The following is a 21323-nucleotide window of genomic DNA, read 5'->3' as shown; positions in this document are numbered from 1 at the left end:
TAAGTGATAGAGGCTAACAATAGAAGCTGATGTTTGGTAAAACGATTAAGTTAAGCAGTGAACCAAAGAAACGAAGACTTTTACGGTACCGGGGATTATCAATTTTTAATGACAAACCGCTATTCAGTTGCGCTATTAGGCACACTGAACAACAGCAAAGCTGAATTACGGATATTACAATTGATGGCTCGAACTAGTCGAACCATTTAGCTTGTATGGGCACACTGAATAACAGTGGAGCAAACATTTCGTAATGAGGACGATTTTGTTCACACTTAACATTGTTTAGGTACATTGCCTTCCAAGGATCGTTAATTAACCAAAGTGTATCGCCGATAACTGCCACTCCCTCAATTGAAGCGTTATCCATAGCTTCGTAATTTCCACATTCTTGGTTAGCTGCCTGAACCTCTGCAAAAAACGTCATAGGAACAATGACCGTCTCTTTTTTGCCCGATAAATCCACCACCCATAAGGTCTCATCGTTTCTGGCGGCTGCAAGTAAAAACTCTCTGCCATCGGGTGTTTGATAATAATCCATGCCATTGATGGGATGATTCCCAGACTCAAAAGCTGGGAGCTTCAAGCTAAACTGAGTGACTTCTGCAAATTCATCCGTTTGCCAAAATTCGTCATTCATTGTTAGCGAAAGTATTCTCGCTTGTTTCTGGGAATCTTTCTCAACCCCTAAATACAACGTTCTATTCTGGCCAAATGCGAGGGCTTCGACACCGTCGTTAGGGAAATCACCAATCTGCATATCCGCGGTAAATTGAATTGGGCGCGCGTGTGTCATCAAAACGGTATTATTGGATTGTAATTCGAGCCTAACCAACAAAGTTGGATATTGCGTCGAGCCGGAGTTTAGGTATTTTTGTTGGCATACCTGCGGCATGGGCTCAGCATATGATCCATCTTCGGTCACGATATAAAATACTTTATCGTCGTCAGGATCAACAACCAAAGACTCTAAATCTGGATTATTAGAAATATAAGGGGCGAAGCAGCTCGATTTTAGCCCTTCAGATAGCACCATTGGAAAATCAGGGCCGTTTAACAACGCTTTATCGGCTATGATAGACCGCAATCGCAAACGTTGTGTGATGTCGGCACTACGATCGCTTAAAGTCAACAAGCCATCACGCCATTTAACTAAACCTGATGTTTGAGGGTTAAGCATGACTTGACCATTTTGCTCAGTGATCCAATGACCATTAACTAGCAAATTTTGCTCTGCTTTTTTATCCGATTCGTGCTTTACCGGTTGATCCGATTCTGGGCCTTTTCCGCAGCTACTAATTAATAAACTGCCAATCCCTATGATAAAACCCACATATGCTCTCATATACGGTCTGTTCTCACTGTTACAAACGATTAATTAAGCAAATTAGTTTACCCTACCCCAATTCATGAAGAAATATAAAACTAACCATTTGGTCATTAATTATATGGGTTGTTGCGCCTTACCTATTTTGACTAGATATAAAAAGCCGCGAAACAAAGTATTTTTTGTATAATGTCTCAGTATCAAGACTCATTTGAGGAGTATTTAATTCGATGAAAATCACTTGGCTCATAGTGTTAATAAGCTGGTCCTTTTCTGTCGCAGCTTCGCCGACAACACAAGTACAAGAATTTATCGCTGCTTACAACCAGCATGATATAGAAAAAATGCTTGAAAAAACCGCTCAAGAAGTAAAATGGTTGTACAACATAAATGACAAAATATTGATAGAAACAGATAACAAAGATGCGCTACGTACTGCAATGATTGCGCATTTTAAGCAACAACCCAACGCCCGCTCACAGATAAAAAGCTCACTTGCACTTGGCAACACGGTTGCGGTTGTAGAGGAAGCATTTTCTAACGACGGGGCGAGCTCTCAATGTGCGTTGTCTATTTATCAACTGAAACAAGACCTAGTTCAATCTGTCACCTATTATGCTGCCACCGCCTGCGAACCATGATTTTTCACATTGCTAAAACTTCGATTAAGATTCAATGAATAACAAAGAACTGAAAATTGGCCTATTTTACGGCTCAACCACCTGTTACACCGAGATGGCCGCCGAGAAAATACAAACGCAGCTCCATCACCTAACCGGTTATGCCTGTGTTGAATTATTCAATATCAAAGACACTACATTATCCAAGACCGAGCAGTTTGATATTCTTATACTTGGTATTTCCACTTGGGATTTTGGAGAGCTACAGGAAGACTGGGAAGCCACTTGGCAAGATATAAAAACCTTAAACTTGGCAGGCAAAACCGTAGCCATATTTGGTTTGGGTGATCAACTTGGCTATGCTGAGTGGTTTCAAGACGCAGTAGGCATGTTGCACGATGAACTGCTAGTACTCGATTGCGACGTTATTGGCTATTGGCCCAATCAAGGATATGAATTTTTAGCCTCAAAAGCGCTGACAGAAGACAAAAACTTTTTTGTTGGCTTATGCCTTGACGACGAGAACCAATATGAACTAACCGATGAACGTATCAACAATTGGTGCAACCAGTTAATCACTGAAATAAAATTACTTTAGTAGCATACTTTGCACAGCTCAGAGTCTCGACTTCACAAACCCTACTATCGAAACGGCCCTTCTCACCGTGATGGAGCTGATGTAAGTTTTCAAGATATTGTAAAAATCTTTGGTTTTCGTACCGTCACCATTGGTAAATGGGTCACGACTCAAGAACAACAAATTGCAGCCAATCTATTTTTTGATGCTTTGTGTGATTTGATGGACATATTACAAGTTCCAGAAGCAGTTATTTCACTTAATGGCAGTTTGTCGCTCGCTTTTGGCAGCGGGGGAAGAAAACATAGTAGTGCTCATTATGAGTCTACCACCAAAAAGTTAGCCCTTGCGAAAAACGCCGGAGGAGGTGCATTAGCCCATGAGTGGTTTCACGCCTTTGATCATTACATCTGTGACAAGCTGTTTGCTAAAACTACCTCTATGCAGTTTGCTTCGCAGTGTTGGTTACAAGATAAGCAACAAATCCCACATTTATTAAATGAAAAACTCAGTCTGTGTTTTGAAAGTATTTTTCTTTCCACAAATAAATGCCAACCAAATGAATTTGTAAACCGCAGTGCCCAAGCAGACAAAATCCTAAAAATATTTTATTATGCTCGTCCACAGGAGCTTGTTGCACGTGCCTTTGAGGCCTGTATTCAAGACCATCACATTAAAAATGCGTTTTTGGTGCAAGGCACTACACAAAGCCCAGAAGCTAAGATGGGGATCTACCCTGATAAAGGACTCAGAATAATTTTTTCTAAAAACCTACTGGATTATTTTTATCATTTGGGGCACGCTATGGCTAAGTCGAAAAACATTAAATAGAAGTATTTTGTTAATTAGAAGCTAATTAATAGATGTTCTAAAGTCTATCTGCCTTTATACTAGGCAGTCTCGTTTTAACCCAATTGGCGATTTATACCGATGAAAAGAAAAAAGCACGGCAGTTCTGACGACGAAGCTGCAATTGATATGACTCCCATGTTGGACATAGTGTTCATCATGCTTATCTTCTTTATTGTTACCACTTCCTTTGTGAAAGAAAAGGGTATTGAAGTTAATCGTCCTAAAGATTCTAATACGCCTCCACCACCTACCAATGTGAAGTCATTGGCGATTCGAGTGGAAGAAGATGGCACTATTGTTGTTAATGGCCGTCAAGTAGACATACGCCGCGTTGAAGCCAATATTCAAAGCTTCTTAGCAGAAAACAACCAAGACTCAGCAGCTGTTCAGGCTCATCCAAAAGCTAAGCATGGTGATGTTACTGAAGTTATCAACGAAGTGAAAAAAGCCGGTATAGCAAACGTTTCGGTTTTAGTGGCTAACTAAAAGCACTAAGTTTAGAAATTAAGAAGGCCGCTAGTTATGGATAGCGGCCTTTTTTTATTTTAAAATCGGTTACAAGCTTTAGGATATTTGAGCTTTTTAAGGCCTATCAAAAAATATAAAAATCACTCAAGATCAAGAGGCTCTGGCGAAAGTATAATCCCCGTAGTATCCGCGTATAAATGATCTTCTGGTAAAAACGTCACACCACCAAAATTAACCGCCACGTCTATTTCACCAAATTCTTGATCATCAGCACTAACCGGAATTGACGCAATAGCATGAATACCAATGTTGATATCTTCTAGATCCTCTACTTCACGCACACTGCCATAACACACAATGCCTTCCCAACCGTTATCAAATGCCAGTTGCGCGGCACTAGAATCAATCAAAGCTCTTCGCATAGAGCCACCACCATCAATCAACAACACTTTGCCTAAACCTGGCTGCTCTAAGGCTTTTAGAACTAATCCCTTGTCTTCAAAACATTTGATGGTAGTAATTTCGCCACCATAAGAAGATCGCCCGCCAAAACTCACAAACATGGGTTCAACCACGTCAACACTGTCGGCAAAAACATCACAAAGAGTAGAAGTATTGTAATCCATGTTTGTTCCAAATTTAGGTTAGTGAAGTTTTAGTATACTGCTAGCGTGCAGCAAATCCAGCCTAAACATATTTTATGTCGTGCTTTAGTTCTGATATAAAATTTTACCTAAATTATTGCTTAATGTGTTCAATACCAAAAAATCCACTTTGTTTTGCAACACATTTTATTACCACTAAAACATGGTTTTAGTGGTAATAGTATTGACTCAAGTACCGAGTATTGGCACCAGTTACGGATAGTTATGTCATATTGCATAAAATACATGATTCTAGCCCAAGAACTCTTTGTTTTTACCTTAGGTAATGACATTATTACGACCTAAAAATTAATTGAGTTGTTGTGATGACAAACAAAGTAAAATTTAAAGCGATGGGAGTAACATTATTAGTAGTTTTGTTACTTACTGCATGCGGCCAAAAACGTGCTTTATATTTGCCTGAAGAACCCGCTACAAACAACAGCTCACAAGACTCTCAACCATCAACTGAGTCTACCGAAAAAGGAGAAGATTGATTGGACTACTTTGCCTACAAAGATCAACAACTGTTTGCTGAAGACGTATCCCTAGAAAGCGTAGCTCAACAATACGGTACACCTTGTTATGTCTATTCAAAGGCGACAATTGAACGACATTGGCTGGCTTTTAATAAAGCTGCAGGCAGTCAGCCACATTTGGTTTGTTATGCAGTTAAAGCTAACTCAAATTTGGCGGTTTTAAATGTTTTAGCCAAACTGGGGTCTGGCTTTGATATTGTGTCTGGTGGCGAGCTTACGCGGGTATTAAAAGCCGGCGGTGATCCTAGCAAAATAGTGTTTTCAGGAGTGGGCAAAACCCATGAAGAAATTGCCTTAGGGTTACAACACAATATTAAATGTTTTAATGTTGAGTCCCGTAGTGAGTTAGCACGTATTAACGAAGTAGCTGAGCAAGCAGGCAAAAAAGCGCCTATTTCTATTCGGGTCAATCCTGATGTAGATGCTAAGACTCACCCATATATTTCTACAGGCCTTAAAGACAACAAGTTTGGGGTCGAACGCCAACAAGCTATCGAAATTTACCAATATGCCAACAGCTTACCCTTCTTGAATGTGGTAGGTATTGATTGCCACATTGGCTCCCAACTAACCGATTTAACGCCTTTTATTGATGCGCTAGACATTTTGTTAGCCTTGATTGATGAGTTGGCTACACAGAATATTCACATACAACACCTTGACGTAGGTGGCGGATTAGGTGTGACCTATGATGATGAAAAACCGCCACATCCCGACCAATATACACAAGCCATTGCCGAGCGATTGGTTGGTCGAGAAGAGTTATTACTTATCTTTGAACCTGGACGGGCTATCATGGCCAATGCAGGTGTATTATTAACTAAGGTGGAATTTTTAAAACAAGGCGCTGAGAAAAACTTCGCTATTGTTGATGCAGCAATGAATGACCTGCTTCGTCCAGCACTTTATTCAGCATGGCAAAGTATCATTCCACTTAACACCGCTGTTACTAGGCCAAAAGCAATTTATGATGTAGTTGGTCCAATTTGTGAAACCGGTGATTTTCTTGGTAAAAGTCGTGAACTCGCAATTGCACCTGATGACTATCTTGCGGTGCGCAGTGCAGGTGCTTATGGTTTTGTTATGGCCTCAAACTACAACAGTCGGTGTAGAGCTGCTGAAGTGTTAATTGATGGTAGTAATATGCACTTGGTGAGAGAACGTGAAAAATTAGAGCAGTTATTTGAAAGTGAGCACATACCAACTTAAGTATAGTGATAACTTACTGTTCAAAATATTATTCATTTTTGCGATTATTTAGCCCGTTGTTAGTTAAAGACATAGTCAGTCTTTCTCTGAAATGATATAACTAATTTCATAATATCAATCACGCTGTTTGTTATGCGTGTTGACAAAAATTTTAGCTAAGTAGTCGCAATGCAAATCCAGTTTTCAAAGATGCATGGTCTGGGAAATGATTTTGTAGTTATTGATAACGTAACACAAAACGTTTTTTTTTCTAAAGAGAAGATACAACAACTCTCAGACAGAAATTTTGGTATAGGATTCGATCAACTTTTGATGGTTGAGCCACCTTATGATCCTGACCAAGATTTTCATTACAGAATATTTAACGCAGATGGTAGCGAGGTATCCCAGTGCGGTAACGGAGCGCGATGTTTTGCTCGTTTCGTAAAAATGAAAGGTTTAACCAACCGCAATAAAATTGTGGTTAGCACTAAAGCTGGGCGAATGGTTCTCTATCTTGAGAAAGATGGGCAAGTAACTGTGAATATGGGCGTACCCGAGTTTGAGCCAAGCTTAGTGCCGATAAAAGCTAACAAACGTGAAAAAATTTACATATTAAGAGCGCAAGAACAGACGTTTTTCTGTGGTGCTGTATCCATGGGAAATCCACATTGTGTTTTGTTAGTAGATGACGTGCAAACTGCAGACATAGCAACTATGGGCCCTTTGCTTGAAAAACATGAACGTTTTACTGAAGGTGCCAATGTGGGTTTTATGCAAATTATTAACCCCAGTCATATTAAACTGCGGGTTTATGAACGAGGCGCGGGTGAAACCCTTGCCTGTGGTAGTGGTGCATGCGCAGCGGTAGCAGTAGGACAATTGCAAAACAGGTTGAGTAAAGACGTTAGAGTTGATTTACCAGGGGGCAGTTTAAAAATACGTTGGCAAGGCAAAGACAATGTATTAAAAATGACTGGCGCTGCAGAGCATATTTTTGATGGATATATAAACTTATGAGTAAAGAGTCGCAAAAATAAAATGGATATAACGACTGCATATGAATCTGAAGAGCTAATAGACGCTGAACAAGTAGCTGCTTTTCTACTTGAAAATCCTAATTTTTTTACGCAATTTCCACATCTTGTAGAAAAATTGAGTATTCCCCACGCTCACAAAGGCAGTATTTCTTTAGTAGAACTGCAAAGTGAGCAATTGCGTAAAAAGGTCAGAGTTTTAAGTCATAAGTTAAATCAACTCATTACCATAGCTAAACAAAACGAAGCCATTTATCGGATCTATGCGGATTTAAATTTGCGCATTCTAAAGTGCACTAATATGGATGATCTGAAGTTTATCCTAGAAGAAGTTATTCAAGAAAACCTACAATTAGCATCAGTGACCCTCAAACCTTTTAAAGGAGCGCATGCTTTACCAGAGATCCAGCAACGCTTGCTTATCGAAAAACGATTTAAACGACACCGGTTTTTCTTCGGCCGCCTAAGTGAACATGAGCGTAAATTATTATTTAATGATCAAGAAGCTAACTCAGTCGCCTTGTTGCTTATCGGTGACTTAGGAGAACTTGGAATTTTGGCTATTGGAAGTAAAGATGCTGGGCACTTTAATCCAGATATGGACACCTTACTCATCACTCAACTGCAGCAATTTTTAGGTATATTGTTACCCAAATTGCTTACCTACTAGTCACTAAATGTTATCGCCAAGCTTATATTCTTGGTTAGAAAAATATCTAGCCTATCTTAAGTACGAAAAGAATCTGGCGAGTAGCTCAATCGAGAATTATCAAAGACAGCTGTCTGTTGCACTCGACAAACTTGAAATTGATTCTTGGTCAGAATTCAAAGTATCAGATGTACGAAATATTCTTAACGAAGCACGAAGAAGTCATCTGAGTGCTCGTTCAATAGCGTTACGTTTATCTGCCATTCGCGGGTTTTGTAGTTATCTAGTTCAGCAACAGCAACTCACTCAAAATCCAGCATCATCAATCCAAGCCCCCAAACAAAACAAACCACTGCCTAAACAATTGAACGTAGACGAAATGACCCAATTGTTGGACATAAAAGAAGATGATCTTCTAGCTATACGTGACAAAACCATGATGGAGTTAATGTATAGTTGTGGCCTACGGTTGTCAGAATTAGCTGACCTTAATATTAAAAGCATTCAAGCAGACAATCAGCTAAGGGTCATAGGTAAAGGTAACAAAGAACGTTTGCTTCCAATTGGGAAAATTGCCATAGAGGTGTTAGCGGTATGGCTAAAAATAAGGCCACAATTAGCAAGTAGTGATGAACCCGCACTGTTTGTAAGCATGCGTCAAAAAAGACTAGGTACTCGTCAAATAGCTAAACGTATGAAATTGTGGGCTAAACGACAAAACTTAGAGCAGTCAGTCAACCCACACAAACTGCGCCATAGTTTTGCTACCCACGTCTTAGAATCAAGTTCTGACTTAAGAGGGGTACAAGAGTTATTGGGGCATGCTAACTTATCTACGACGCAAGTATATACACACCTAAACTTTCAACATTTGGCTCATGTGTATGACAGTGCACATCCTAGAGCTAAGAAGTCTAAGTAACTAATTAATTAAAAAAGAACATATAGTCCTAAATGATATTTTATAAAAAACTTAAACCAATTCAAGCTATTACATTCGATTTAGACGATACCCTATATGAAAACACTAGTGTAATTGTCAAAGCACAAAGCGCTTTGATTGAATTTATGCATGAGCAATATCCAGCGACAAAAACCTTAGACAAAACATTTTGGCGAACTCAACAACAAACACATATTTTAGCTAATCCGGCCATTAAAAATGACATAGGTGAATTGCGACGCTTAACTCTAGCATCTGGGTTTTCGGCATTAGGTCTAGTTGGTGATGAGCTGGATGCCGCAACACAGAAGAGTTTTGAACATTTTTATTTTCAGCGAAGTAACTTCACTTTAAATAGAAACATTCATTCTTTATTAGAAAATTTAGCTAACAGAGTACCTTTGGTGGCGATCACCAATGGTAATGTTGACTTAGAACAGATAGGTATTAGCGAGTATTTTTGTAACAGTTTTAAGGCCAGTTTAGAATTCCCAATGAAACCACATATCGCTATGTTTGACGCCGCACAGAATTATCTGAATATTTCTCATGAGAACATTTTACATGTAGGAGATAATTTATCTAAAGACGTCTACGGTGCGCTTAAAGCGGGATACCAAGCGGCTTGGTATGCTGAAGATAGGAGTATGCTTATTCGTAATGAACAATTACAGCTTTTACCCCATATACAGCTGAGTCGGTTGAGCCAATTGTTAGATTTGATCTAACAATTGAACTAAGACTTAGTCTTCCAGTATGTTTTGACGCATAGTTTCACAGGGTTTTCGGCAGGTAGGCTTGCCGACAATTTTGGCGGGAATACCAGCCACGGTAACATGTGGGGGTACGTGACTAAGCACAACACTTCCGGCGCCTACTTTGGCTCCCTTTCCTATATTAATGTTACCTAGGATTTTGGCACCCGCCCCAATCATCACTCCTTCACGAACCTTAGGATGACGGTCACCTGCTTCATTACCCGTTCCACCAAGTGTCACTGATTGCATAATAGAAACATTGTTTTCAATAACAGCCGTTTCGCCGACCACTATTCCTGTTGCATGATCAAACATGACTGCCTGGCCGATTTTCGCAGCTGGATGAATGTCTACCGAGAAAGCCTCAGAGTTACGACTTTGAATAAATAGCGCTAAATCCTTACGATCGGTTAACCAAAGCTGATGAGCTAATCGATGCACTTGAATGGCGTGAAACCCCTTAAAATTCAGTAATACAGTTAGAAATGAATGTACTGCCGGATCGCGCTTAAACACAGCTTGAATATCAGCAATAGCCGCTTCTACTATTTCTGGGTGTAATAGGTAACAATGCTCAAACATTTCTCTCACAGATAAAGTACTCATCACGTCATCTGCCAATTTATTAGACAAAATAAAACTCAAAGCGGTTTCGAAGTTGTGATGCGCCAAAATACAGGTATGCACATAACTCGACAATAGTGGTTCTTTTTCAACCAAATGTTCTGCTTCATCTTTTAATTGTTGCCAGAATTCAATACTCATAATTTCTCTGCTGTCTCGTTTACGCGATATCAGTTGTATATAGGGTGTAGTTTAGTGTATTTAAATACAGTGTTACTGATATACTTATAAAATATTTTTCTAACGTATTCTTTGTGTAATGGACGTATCTCGACTTCTTGACCAGTTAAACGACGAACAACGCGATGCAGTAGCGGCCCCTGCATCTGACATGCTTATTTTAGCGGGTGCTGGCAGCGGCAAAACCCGAGTTTTAGTGCATCGCATTGCTTGGTTGATGGAAGTTGAGGGTATTGCTCCATACGGCATTTTAGCTGTAACTTTTACCAATAAAGCAGCCAAAGAAATGCGCGGTCGTATAGAACAATTGCAAGGTAGTGCACTCAATAGCATGTGGATCGGTACGTTTCATGGCATTGCGCACCGATTGCTACGCACACACTATGCGGAAGCGAAACTCCCAGAAAACTTCACTATTTTGGACTCTGACGATCAATACCGTTTAATTAGACGTGTTCTTAAGAGTCTTAATCTTGACGAAAAACACTGGGCTCCAAAACATGTGCAATGGTATATCAATGGCAATAAAGACGAAGGGTTACGTCCACAACATATAGAAACATATGGTGATGCTACTCAGCAAAAAATGCGCGAGATTTATCAAACATACCAACAAACATGCGACCGCGCTGGGTTAGTCGATTTTGCTGAATTATTACTTAGAGCTCATGAGCTTTGGCTAAATAACCCGACTGTATTACAACACTACCAAAAACGTTTTAGAGCCATTCTTGTAGATGAGTTTCAAGATACCAATAACATCCAATATGCTTGGTTACGTTTACTTGCCGCCCCTAGCAACAATATGATAATAGTCGGCGATGATGACCAGTCTATCTACGGCTGGCGCGGTGCAAATGTTGAAAATATTCAACATTTTTTAAGAGATTTTAAGGGTGCAAAAACCATCAGATTGGAACAAAACTACCGGTCCACTGGAAATATATTAAAAGCGGCGAATGCGGTAATTGATAATAACCAAGGTAGATTAGGTAAAAAGTTGTGGACAGAAGACAGCCAAGGCGAGCCCATTTCATTGTACGCCGGATTCAATGAGTTAGATGAGGCCAGATTCAACATTTCGCGAATAAAAGAATGGCGCGACAATGGCAATGCTCTAACAGATTGTACAATTTTATACCGAAATAACGCGCAGTCTCGCGTGTTAGAAGAAGCGTTATTGCAAGAATCCATCGCCTATCGTATTTACGGAGGCTTACGATTTTTTGAACGCCAAGAGATACGTGACGCTTTAGGTTATTTACGTTTAATTAATCAGAACATAGATGACGCTGCCTTTGAGCGAATTGTGAATACGCCCACTCGAGGTCTTGGTGATAAAACTCTATCACTAATTCGCGAATTAGCTCGTGACAAAGAATTATCCATGTGGGATGCCAGCACACAAATACTCGCAGAAAAACGCCTTACTGGTCGCGCTTCAAATGCACTGACGGCTTTTACCAAGCTTATTACACAGCTCGCTCAAGATATTAAGGCACTTCCTTTAGAGCAGCAAGCCGATCACGTGATTAAACACTCAGGCTTATTTGCCATGTATAAGGCAGAAAAAGGTGAAAAAGCCCAAGCCAGAATAGAAAACTTAGAAGAATTAGTCACAGCGTGTAAACAATTTGTGGTGCCTGAAGAAGCCGATAATATGACACCTATGTCTGCATTCTTAGCTCATGCTTCTCTTGAAGCAGGAGACAACCAAGCCGACAGTCATCAAGATGCCGTACAAATGATGACCATCCACACCGCAAAAGGTCTGGAATTTCCATTGGTGTTCATGGCGGGTGTAGAAGAAGGCATGTTCCCGAGTCAAATGAGTAACGAAGAACCCGGAAAAATCGAAGAAGAACGCCGACTTTGTTATGTAGGCATGACGCGCGCCATGCAAAAGTTATATATCACCTATGCCGAAAATAGACGAGTATACGGTCAGGACAAATACCATACGCCTTCACGCTTCATCAAAGAAATCCCAAGTGATTGTATTGAAGAAGTTCGTTTACGTACCAGTATCTCTCGTCCGGTCCAAAATCGGTTCACTCCAGTTACTGGGCATACTGCATTCGAATCTACTGGGTTTCAATTGGGAGAAAGAGTATCACATCCAAAATTTGCTGAAGGCACTGTCTTAAATTATGAGGGCAGTGGTGAACACGCTAGAGTACAAGTCAATTTTGACGAGTTCGGCAGTAAATGGTTGGTTATGTCATTCGCGAAATTAACAAAAGTCTGAGATTTCAAGAGCTTGAAATTTACTAATCTGCTAAATTAAATTTATAACGGCAAAACTGACACCATGCAACGCAAAGTATTAATAGTCGAAGACAGTAAAAGTAGCATGAATCTGATGCGCAGACTTATTTCAAAGGCTAAGTTGCGCCCAGTTTGCACCACCAGTTTAGTGGAAGCCAAACATGTTTTTTCCAGTTCCGCTCCAGAAGATTACCTTTGCGCAGTAGTAGACTTTGACTTGCCAGACGCGCCAAATGGAGAAGCAATAGATTTTGCGATTGAATCATTTTTACCCACTATAGTTGTAACAGCGACGCTAGATGAATCAACTAGAACAGCCATTCTCAATAAAAATGTAGTGGACTATATCCCCAAAGAGAACGCTCAGGTTTATGAATATTTAACACGGTTATTAAACCGTCTAGATAAAAATAAAAAAATAGCCGTGTTAGTGGTGGATGGTTCGCGTATCACTAGGCATTCAATGACGGCTTTGCTTAGACGCCATAATTTTATCACTTTTGAAGCATCTGATGCCGAGCAAGGCATGGAGTTTTTGCGCAGTAATTCGAATATCAAATTAGCGATAATAGACGATAATATATCGGGAATTAAGATGATTTCAGAGCTTCGTAAGCTCTATTCCAAAGAAGACTTAGGTATCATTGGCATCTCTTCAGATACTACAACGGGCTTATCTGCAAGATTTATTAAAAGTGGTGCAACCGATTATTTACACACGCCGTTTTGTCACGAGGAATTTTTCTGCCGAATTATGCAAAATGTTGAACGTCTAGAGAATATTGCCACAATTAGACGTGTTGCAAACTTGGACTATTTGACAGGTTTACCCAACAGGCGACACTTTTTTGAGAGAGTCGCAGCTAATCTAAAATCAACGCCCCAAAACCAAAGTTTAGCGATTATAGATATCGACCATTTCAAGGCAGTAAATGACACATTTGGCCACGATTGTGGTGATTACACCCTGAAAGAATTAGCAAAGTTAGTGGCAGAATTTTTTGCTGATTTCACAGCTGCAAGATTTGGCGGTGAAGAGTTTTGTGTATTCTTTTCTAATGTTTCTCCTGAAAAAGTGCTAGAAGTAATGGAAAACTTTCGCAATGCAATTGAGAACAAAATTCTCACTTTTGAAAAACAACAATTGTCATGCACTGTGAGTATCGGATTCACTCACAAAAGTAAAGGTGGCATCAACGCGATGCTGCGCATTGCAGACGAACACTTGTATTGTGCCAAAAATGAGGGCAGAAATCGGATAGTAACGGACTAGTCGAACCCCCTCCAAGATTATTTGTAATTTCCCAATCTCGATTTTCTATAAATTCTCAACGAATCATAAACATAGATAAGCAGTCCGCTCCAAACGAAGATGAAAGTAACAACTCTAGCGCTGTCTAAGGGTTCCTGATAATACACCACGGCCAATAGAAACATTAGACTTGGGCCCACATATTGGAAAAATCCTAACGTAGTAAAACGTATCCGTTTAGCGGCAGCTGTAAAACATAATAAAGGAGCGATAGTGACCACGCCAGCAAGCACTAGCTTGATATTTAGATCTGCGGTGTTTGAAAACATATTGCCACTTGAAGGTTCCATTACGACCCAATAAAGTAATGCGAACGGCAACATGATACAGCTTTCGATAAACAAACCAGGCATCGACTCTACACTGACTTTTTTACGCAATAGCCCATATACGCTAAACGTAATAGCCAAAGCTAGAGCAACCCAAGGGATCTGCCCGTGAGTGAAAACTAAATACATTACCCCTGTAAGGGCCACTAAAACCGCTAAAAACTGTAATCGAGACAACCTTTCTCCGAAGAAGAATCGTGCCAGAAAAACGTTAAAGAGCGGATTGATAAAATACCCCAAACTAGCTTCAAGCAAATGATTGTTGTTTATAGCCCAGATAAAAGTTAACCAGTTTAGCGCCAACAACGCCCCACTTACCGCCAAAATAACCATCACTTTTGGGTCACGGATTGCCGAGTATATTTGCTTAAACTTTTTTCGTAGCAGCAACAATAAACACAGTACTATTACAGACCAAACAATTCTGTGCATGACAATCTCTAGAGCCGGCACGCTCGTCAGTAGTTTGAAATACATGGGCGCGATGCCCCACATAAAGTAAGCGGCTAACGCAAAAATAACCCCTGCTTTTACTGATTTATCGTTCAACTATTTAACCTAAGACCGTCTACGTTTGAAATGGGTTTGCAGTGTGAGTGAAGCTATTCTCAAATGCAATCTAATACCTTATTTGGATAAGCTAAATATCTAGGGCAAAGCTACGATGTTTTTAATGAGTAGTTGCATGAGTTTTATAAGTTGTGACCTATGCTTTGTTGACTAACAACCCACTTTTGTGCGAACAGATAATTATCGGGTAATACCTAAACCAAATTCATTGCCTAGTGTCACATTCTAGTAGCACTTATTAGCTGCAAATCACAATTAGCTGGATGCAGAATATTGATTACGACCCGCTTGTTTGGCTTTAAACAAGTTGATGTCGGCTCTGTCAATTAGGTCAATAGGGTTGGACGCGGCGTTCTTTTTAAGAGTAGGGCTAAAAGCAGAAATACCAATACTTACTGTTACTATTGGAAAAGAAGCCTGTTTAGCTGATTTAATATTACAATTTTTGACACTTTCGATTAATTCTTGTGCCACCTGTTTAGCCCCTTTTAGATCAGTGAAGGGCAGTAAAAGTACAAATTCTTCGCCACCATATCTTGCTGCAAGATCTCGTTCTCTTCTTTTACTTGAAGCAATAATTGAGGCTATTATTTTCAAACATGCATCCCCTTCTAAGTGACCAAATTCATCGTTAAATAGCTTAAAGTGATCAATATCTATCATTAATGCTGCAATCGAATGACTGCCTCTTACGGCGGCATACCACTCCTTGTTTAACATAGTATCCAACTGCATTCTGTTAGCTAAACCGGTCAACCCGTCGGTACATGAGACTTGAGCAAGCTTTTTCTGTTGCGCTACCATTGTCATTTGATTAGTTACCCGAGAAACCAGAATACTTGGCCGTATCTTTTTATCTATATAGTCCACAGCGCCCATCTGTAAACACTCGTCTTCTTCATCAAGGTTGGGGGCTTCGGCCAAAAACATAACAGGTATATGGGCAGTAAGCTGACTGTTCTTAACAAACGTACACAACTCTTGCCCCGAAATAATAGGTGAATTAACGACACTTAAAACCAAATCAATATCTTTAAGCATTATACTTTGTAATGCAGATTTGCCGTCTTGCGCTATTTCGATGTTGAAGTTTTTTGCAAAAAGCGAGGTGAGTGTGGATATGCTGACAACATCATCGTCAATTATGAGTAATGTAAGTTGATGCCGAAAAGCCGTCATAACATCCCTGAAAAATACTGCTACTAGCTACTAACTAAATATGATTTAGGTTAATTGCCCCTAAAAGAAGCTGAAATATGTTTAAACCTTAACCACTAATAAAGCACTTTATTGTCAATATTGCGAGTAATAAAAGTATTAAATTTGCGACTATATTATTAAATTTAACGACCTATCGAACTTAACACTTTATTAATTGTTTTTTTATGCCTAGGGGTATCCGTATATTGAATAAAACACTCCGATCATTATAAGCGCGATATTATGTAACTCGAGGCGACTTCCTCTACCGTTAAACTTTACGTCTTACGATAGATTGATTTAATCCCCGTAAGCAAGTGAACCTATAGATAAAAACAAGTAAACTTAGACTTTATTTTAAGCTTTTTGAGTTTCAGTTGTCAGATCACCCAGAACAATCTTCGCTAGCAATCACCGACGCGCAGAAAATATTAAAACACACCTTCGGTTATGACCATTTTAGAGACGGTCAAGCTCAAGTCATTGCCCAAGTATTACAGCAAAAAGATGTGTTAGTACTTATGCCCACTGGCGGCGGTAAGTCGTTGTGTTATCAAATCCCTGCCATGCTGCTGCCTGGTCTGACAATTGTTATATCACCTCTGATATCCTTGATGAAAGATCAAGTCGATGCACTGCTAACCTATGGTGTGAATGCCGCTTATATCAATTCAAATTTATCTGCTCAAGAAATGTTGGATGTATACAGAGGCATGCAAGATGGTAAATATCGGCTCATATATGTTGCACCTGAACGGCTTATGCAATTGGAGTTTATCCATCGCCTACAAGGTCTCACAATAAGCCTTATTGCGGTTGACGAAGCCCACTGCGTATCACACTGGGGTCATGACTTTAGAAAGGATTATAGGCTTCTAGGGCAACTAAAGGCGACCTTTCCATATGTTCCAATTATGGGATTAACCGCAACAGCGGATCTGGCCACCCGCGCGGATATCACTCAACAGCTTAATTTACAACAACCATTTATTTTCAAGGGCAGTTTTGACAGACCTAATATCCGTTATAACCAAGTGACTAAATATAAGGCCACTGACCAAGCGATTGCTTTTGTTAAGCAACAAGAGGGCAGCGGTATTATTTATTGTAATAGTCGTAAAAAAGTGGATGACCTCAGCATCGCACTGGCCAAAAGTGGCGTAAATTGCGCGGGTTATCACGCCGGCCTCGAAGGCGAAATCCGTGACAAAATTCAACGTGACTTTATACAAGATAAAATAGACGTCATAGTAGCTACCGTTGCATTTGGGATGGGCATAGACAAGTCAAATGTACGTTTTGTTTTGCACTTCGATCTGCCAAGAAGCATTGAATCCTATTACCAAGAAATAGGTAGGGCCGGCAGAGATGGCATGCCTGCTGAAGCCTTACTATTATTTGATGAAAAAGATGCAGCTCGAATTCGTCAGTGGATCTCAACAGGTGAAAACGTACAAAGAAATAACGTAGAGCTGCAAAAATTTGCAGCCATGGAGGCCTTTGGCGAAGCGCAAACTTGTCGACGGCAAATTTTACTCAACTATTTCGCTGAGTATTCAGCTGGCCACTGTGGCAACTGTGATATTTGTCTCGATCCACCTAAGGCATTTGATGGTACGGTAGATGCTCAAAAAGTACTATCTTGTGTGTTTAGGTTAAAACAGTCTGTAGCCAGTCAATATTTGATCGATGTACTCAGAGGTAAACAGTTAAAACGTATACTTGAAAATGGCCATGATAAACTAAGCACTTTCTCTATTGGCAAAGAAAAATCCGACGCCTTTTGGCATAACGTTATTAATCAATTGATACACAGAGGTTTTCTTCGGGTAGATATCACCCAAAATGCGGTATTAAAACTAACTGAAGAAGCTAGACCAATTTTACAACAAGCTCAAAATCTACAACTTGCGGTACCAAGACTGAGTCTAGATTTAGGTAAAAAATCTCAAATAGCGGTACAAGATTATGATCGCGCTCTTTTCGCTAAACTCAAACATTTACGCAAAAGAATTGCAGAACAAGATGATGTTCCCCCTTTTGTTGTATTTAGCGATGCAACCTTAGCTGACATGGCCGATAAATGCCCTGAATCTGAATTTGACTTCCTCGATATCCACGGTGTAGGACAAACTAAACTCGAACGTTATGGAGAACGTTTTATCGCTGCTATTTCTAAGCATTTAACTCGCCCCTAAAATGCCCATCTATATGCTTGAGATTTTGTCCAAAAGGTTTACTTTTCAGACCAATTTAGCGCATACTTATCGGCCGTATTTGAGCTGATAATATCCATGCCTGTAAAAGCCATCCCACAAAAAAAAGCGGACGAAAAAGTTGAAAAGCTGAAGGTTCCGCCACACTCAATTGAAGCTGAGCAATCGGTATTGGGTAGTATGCTTATTTCCCCTGAATCTTGGGATAAAGTCGCTGAACTTGTGGTAGAAGAAGATTTTTACAATCGCTCACATCAAATCATTTTCCGTGCAATTATTCGCCTGCTTTCAAAAAGTCACCCAATTGATTTAATTACTGTTTCTGAAGATCTTGAAGGCTTGGATGAGCTAGAAGCAGCTGGAGGTTTCGCTTACTTAGGAGAACTAGCGAAGAACACCCCAAGTTCCGCTAACGTGTCAGCTTACGCGCAAATAATCAAAGAACGCGCCGTAGTGCGCGAGTTGATTGGCGTTGCCCATGAAATTGCAGATACAGGGTACAACCCTGAGGGACGTAATAGCGGCGAAATTCTCGATATGGCCGAGAGCAGAGTATTTGAAATTGCCGAAAAGCGCACCGGAAAAGACGAAGGCCCAAAAGATGTCGAGGCAGTATTAACTAAAACTATCGATCGACTTGAAGTATTAGTTAAAAGTAATAAAGAAGTCACTGGAGTCTCGACCGGTTATACAGATTTAGATAAAAAAACTAGTGGTTTACAACCTTCAGATTTGATTATTGTTGCCGCCAGGCCTTCAATGGGTAAAACCACTTTTGCCATGAATTTGTGCGAAAATGCCATGTTGTTAGAAGAAAAACCGGTATTAGTATTCAGCTTAGAAATGCCCTCAGAACAAATTATGATGAGAATGTTGGCATCCCTAAGCCGCGTAGATCAAACTAAAATCCGTACCGCACAACTTGATGATGAAGATTGGGCGAGAATGTCTAACACTATGGCAATGTTGAAAGACAAAGATAACCTGTTTATTGACGATTCGTCTGGTTTGACACCAATGGATGTACGTACTCGAGCTAGAAAGTTAGCCCGCGATAAAGGGGGGATTAGCCTGATCATGATAGATTATTTGCAACTAATGCAAGTTCCTGGCTTAAGCGATAACCGAACCCTAGAAATCGCTGAAATATCTCGCTCGCTAAAATCGTTAGCAAAAGAGTTGGAAGTCCCAGTGGTGGCGTTATCACAGTTAAACCGTAGTCTTGAGCAACGTAGTGATAAAAGACCAATCAACTCGGATTTACGTGAATCAGGATCTATTGAGCAAGATGCCGATTTAATTATGTTTATTTATCGAGACGAAGTTTATAACGAGCAAAGCACTGACCAAGGTGTGGCTGAAATTATTATAGGTAAACAACGTAACGGGCCTATTGGTACTTCTAGGTTAACCTTCCAAGGACAGTTTTCTCGCTTTGATAACTATGCGGGTCCTGCAGTAGAAGATGAATATTGATACGCAAATCAATACTCATAATTTGCAAAATGTCACGAGTTAACTGAGCTAAATCACTAAATTAAAAGTAAAAAAAAGAGATGCAATTGCATCTCTTTTTTTTAAACAACTAGGGTTATCTTTGTACTTTAACTCTAGTACTAGTCGATACTTTCACTACAATACGACGGTTAACTTGATTTGCTTTAGCCGTGTTTGCCGTATCTAACAACTGAGTTTCACCAAAACCGATAGCGGTTAAGCGCTCTGAATTAATACCATACTTCTGGATTAATAGAGTTCTCACTGCATTTGCACGCTTTTGAGATAACATTAGGTTGTAATCGTCAGAACCTGGAGCTGAAGCATGACCTTCAATCACTGCGTCGGTTGCAGGATAACGGTTCATGAAATCTGCAACTTCTTGGAACTGAGCAGCACTTGAGTTTCCAATAACTGAGCTATTATTAGCGAACAATACTTTTACATTGATAGACACTTCTTCTTCAGTAAATACGCTACACCCTTTAGCGTCAACTTTATCCGTTAGAGGTGTATCAGCACAATTATCAACATCATCTAATACGCCATCTTGGTCAGTATCTAATACTAAACTACAGCCTTTAGCACCAACCTGTGTACCAGGTGCAGTATTTGGGCACATATCTATGTTATTTGGAATACCATCATCATCAAGGTCGTTTTTACAACCGTAGCTATCTACCACAGTGCCAGCTGGTGTTTCTGGACAGTTGTCTAAACGGTTAATAACACCGTCGCCATCTAGATCCAAAACACAACCCATACTATCTACTGCAATACCTGCTGGAGTATTTGCACACTGGTCTTGGCTATCAACGACACCATCATTGTCACTGTCTTTAGGCATTGAAGGAGTAGTTGAGCCACCGAAAGCGTAGGCTAAACCTAATTTAAAGCTTAAGTGTTTATCACCATTGTCACTGGTTTCACTACTACCACTAGCGATAGTTTGATACGCAGCCACTTCAGTAATTACTTTAAGGCGATTACCTAAATCCCAGTCCTTAGCTGTATCCCAATGCTGTCCTAAATCCCAGCTTTCACCTAAACTCCAGTGTTTACCTAAACCAATATTCACCATTGAATCATTATCAGCAATTTGTGTTCTTTTAAGACCACCAAAAAGATAAAAATCATTGCTATCTGGGAAGAAGTATAAAAGGTCAACACCTACGCGAGTACCGTCGTCGTCAAGGAACTCATTGGATACGTCAAGTTCTAAGTAAGATGCTTCAATCCTAACTGCCCACTCTGGAGTAAATTTAAAACCAAATTCACCACCTACTCCAAAACCGTCTCCTAGGAAATCTGGGCTATCATCATTGCCCGAATAAAATTCGCCGAACCCAGCAACCCATTTGTCGTTTTCTTTTGGCTGCTCTTGTGCAAATACACCCGTACTTAACGCAGCAGTTATTGCACTTACAACTAATAATTTTTTCATCTTAACTTGTCCCTTATTGTTCATTTCAAATTTAATTGGCACACTATTTACAGGATCATATATAGATGTATACCTTTATCG

General features: G+C 40.0%; 20 protein-coding genes. 14 read left to right on the top strand and 6 right to left on the bottom strand.

The features are described 5' to 3' along the window. Positions 1-193 precede the first annotated feature (193 nt). Positions 194-1333 carry a hypothetical protein gene (locus tag KO534_RS17310; RefSeq protein WP_354667957.1) on the bottom strand — a complete coding sequence of 380 codons (1140 nt, stop codon included), beginning with the start codon at positions 1331-1333 and terminating at the stop codon, positions 194-196. Between the two features lie 224 nt (positions 1334-1557). Between KO534_RS17310 and KO534_RS17305 the strand changes: the two genes are divergently transcribed. From KO534_RS17305 to KO534_RS17290, 4 genes are all read left to right on the top strand, one after another. After that, positions 1558-1968, top strand: a complete 411-nt coding sequence (locus tag KO534_RS17305; protein WP_215931429.1) for a nuclear transport factor 2 family protein — start codon at positions 1558-1560, stop codon at positions 1966-1968. A 34-nt stretch (positions 1969-2002) separates the two neighbouring features. Then, on the top strand, positions 2003-2545 hold the full coding sequence (gene fldB / locus KO534_RS17300) for a flavodoxin FldB (RefSeq protein ID WP_215931426.1): 543 nt from the start codon (positions 2003-2005) through the stop codon (positions 2543-2545). 9 nt (positions 2546-2554) lie between these two features. Next, positions 2555-3355, top strand: coding sequence for a CLCA_X family protein (locus KO534_RS17295; protein ID WP_215931423.1), 801 nt, complete (start codon positions 2555-2557; stop codon positions 3353-3355). Positions 3356-3454: 99 nt separating this feature from the next. Further along, positions 3455-3862 carry an ExbD/TolR family protein gene (locus KO534_RS17290; RefSeq protein WP_215931420.1) on the top strand — a complete coding sequence of 136 codons (408 nt, stop codon included), beginning with the start codon at positions 3455-3457 and terminating at the stop codon, positions 3860-3862. Between the two features lie 122 nt (positions 3863-3984). Here KO534_RS17290 and rraA read toward each other — a convergent pair whose 3' ends face one another. Beyond that, positions 3985-4470 (bottom strand): ribonuclease E activity regulator RraA, encoded by a 486-nt coding sequence (gene rraA / locus KO534_RS17285; RefSeq protein WP_215931418.1) that lies wholly within the window; start codon positions 4468-4470, stop codon positions 3985-3987. 344 nt (positions 4471-4814) lie between these two features. Here rraA and lptM point away from each other — a divergent pair, with 344 nt between their 5' ends. From lptM to KO534_RS17255, 6 genes are all read left to right on the top strand, one after another. Continuing rightward, positions 4815-4985 (top strand): LPS translocon maturation chaperone LptM, encoded by a 171-nt coding sequence (gene lptM, locus KO534_RS17280; protein WP_215931416.1) that lies wholly within the window; start codon positions 4815-4817, stop codon positions 4983-4985. Continuing rightward, a complete protein-coding gene (gene lysA, locus KO534_RS17275) occupies positions 4986-6236 on the top strand; it encodes a diaminopimelate decarboxylase (protein WP_215931414.1) in 1251 nt (416 codons plus the stop codon). Positions 6237-6404: 168 nt separating this feature from the next. After that, complete coding sequence (gene dapF / locus KO534_RS17270) at positions 6405-7235, top strand: diaminopimelate epimerase (RefSeq protein WP_215931412.1); 831 nt, start codon at positions 6405-6407, stop codon at positions 7233-7235. Positions 7236-7256: 21 nt separating this feature from the next. Further along, positions 7257-7922, top strand: coding sequence for a DUF484 family protein (locus KO534_RS17265; protein WP_215931410.1), 666 nt, complete (start codon positions 7257-7259; stop codon positions 7920-7922). A 7-nt stretch (positions 7923-7929) separates the two neighbouring features. Beyond that, positions 7930-8823 (top strand): tyrosine recombinase XerC, encoded by an 894-nt coding sequence (gene xerC / locus KO534_RS17260; RefSeq protein ID WP_215931408.1) that lies wholly within the window; start codon positions 7930-7932, stop codon positions 8821-8823. A 32-nt stretch (positions 8824-8855) separates the two neighbouring features. After that, the gene (locus KO534_RS17255) at positions 8856-9572 is read left to right on the top strand and encodes an HAD-IA family hydrolase (RefSeq protein ID WP_215931406.1); all 717 of its coding nucleotides are present in this window, start codon (positions 8856-8858) and stop codon (positions 9570-9572) included. Positions 9573-9587: 15 nt separating this feature from the next. Here KO534_RS17255 and cysE read toward each other — a convergent pair whose 3' ends face one another. After that, entirely contained in the window at positions 9588-10367 is a 780-nt protein-coding gene (gene cysE, locus KO534_RS17250; RefSeq protein ID WP_215931404.1) for a serine O-acetyltransferase, read from the bottom strand. A 118-nt stretch (positions 10368-10485) separates the two neighbouring features. Between cysE and uvrD the strand changes: the two genes are divergently transcribed. Together uvrD and KO534_RS17240 are read left to right on the top strand one after the other, a co-directional pair. After that, positions 10486-12654: a DNA helicase II gene (uvrD, locus tag KO534_RS17245; protein WP_215931402.1), complete on the top strand. Its 2169-nt coding sequence runs from the start codon at positions 10486-10488 to the stop codon at positions 12652-12654. 63 nt (positions 12655-12717) lie between these two features. Further along, complete coding sequence (locus tag KO534_RS17240; protein ID WP_215931399.1) at positions 12718-13947, top strand: GGDEF domain-containing response regulator; 1230 nt, start codon at positions 12718-12720, stop codon at positions 13945-13947. Between the two features lie 17 nt (positions 13948-13964). On the opposite strand, the gene rarD is transcribed toward KO534_RS17240, so the two are convergent. Beyond that, the gene (rarD, locus tag KO534_RS17235) at positions 13965-14864 is read right to left on the bottom strand and encodes an EamA family transporter RarD (protein WP_215931397.1); all 900 of its coding nucleotides are present in this window, start codon (positions 14862-14864) and stop codon (positions 13965-13967) included. Between the two features lie 276 nt (positions 14865-15140). Next, positions 15141-16064: a GGDEF domain-containing response regulator gene (locus tag KO534_RS17230; RefSeq protein ID WP_215931395.1), complete on the bottom strand. Its 924-nt coding sequence runs from the start codon at positions 16062-16064 to the stop codon at positions 15141-15143. 398 nt (positions 16065-16462) lie between these two features. On the opposite strand from KO534_RS17230, the gene recQ reads away from it, so the two are divergent. Together recQ and dnaB are read left to right on the top strand one after the other, a co-directional pair. Beyond that, positions 16463-18283, top strand: coding sequence for a DNA helicase RecQ (gene recQ, locus KO534_RS17225; RefSeq protein WP_215931393.1), 1821 nt, complete (start codon positions 16463-16465; stop codon positions 18281-18283). Positions 18284-18379: 96 nt separating this feature from the next. Then, entirely contained in the window at positions 18380-19777 is a 1398-nt protein-coding gene (dnaB, locus tag KO534_RS17220; RefSeq protein WP_215931391.1) for a replicative DNA helicase, read from the top strand. A 115-nt stretch (positions 19778-19892) separates the two neighbouring features. Here dnaB and KO534_RS17215 read toward each other — a convergent pair whose 3' ends face one another. Beyond that, on the bottom strand, positions 19893-21242 hold the full coding sequence (locus KO534_RS17215) for an OmpA family protein (RefSeq protein ID WP_215931389.1): 1350 nt from the start codon (positions 21240-21242) through the stop codon (positions 19893-19895). Positions 21243-21323: the final 81 nt, after the last annotated feature.

The organism is Paraglaciecola arctica, assembly GCF_018861065.1.
GTDB lineage: Bacteria > Pseudomonadota > Gammaproteobacteria > Enterobacterales > Alteromonadaceae > Paraglaciecola > Paraglaciecola arctica_B.
The sequence above is the reverse complement of the archived record's forward strand: the minus strand, read 5'-3'. Positions and strand labels throughout refer to the sequence as shown.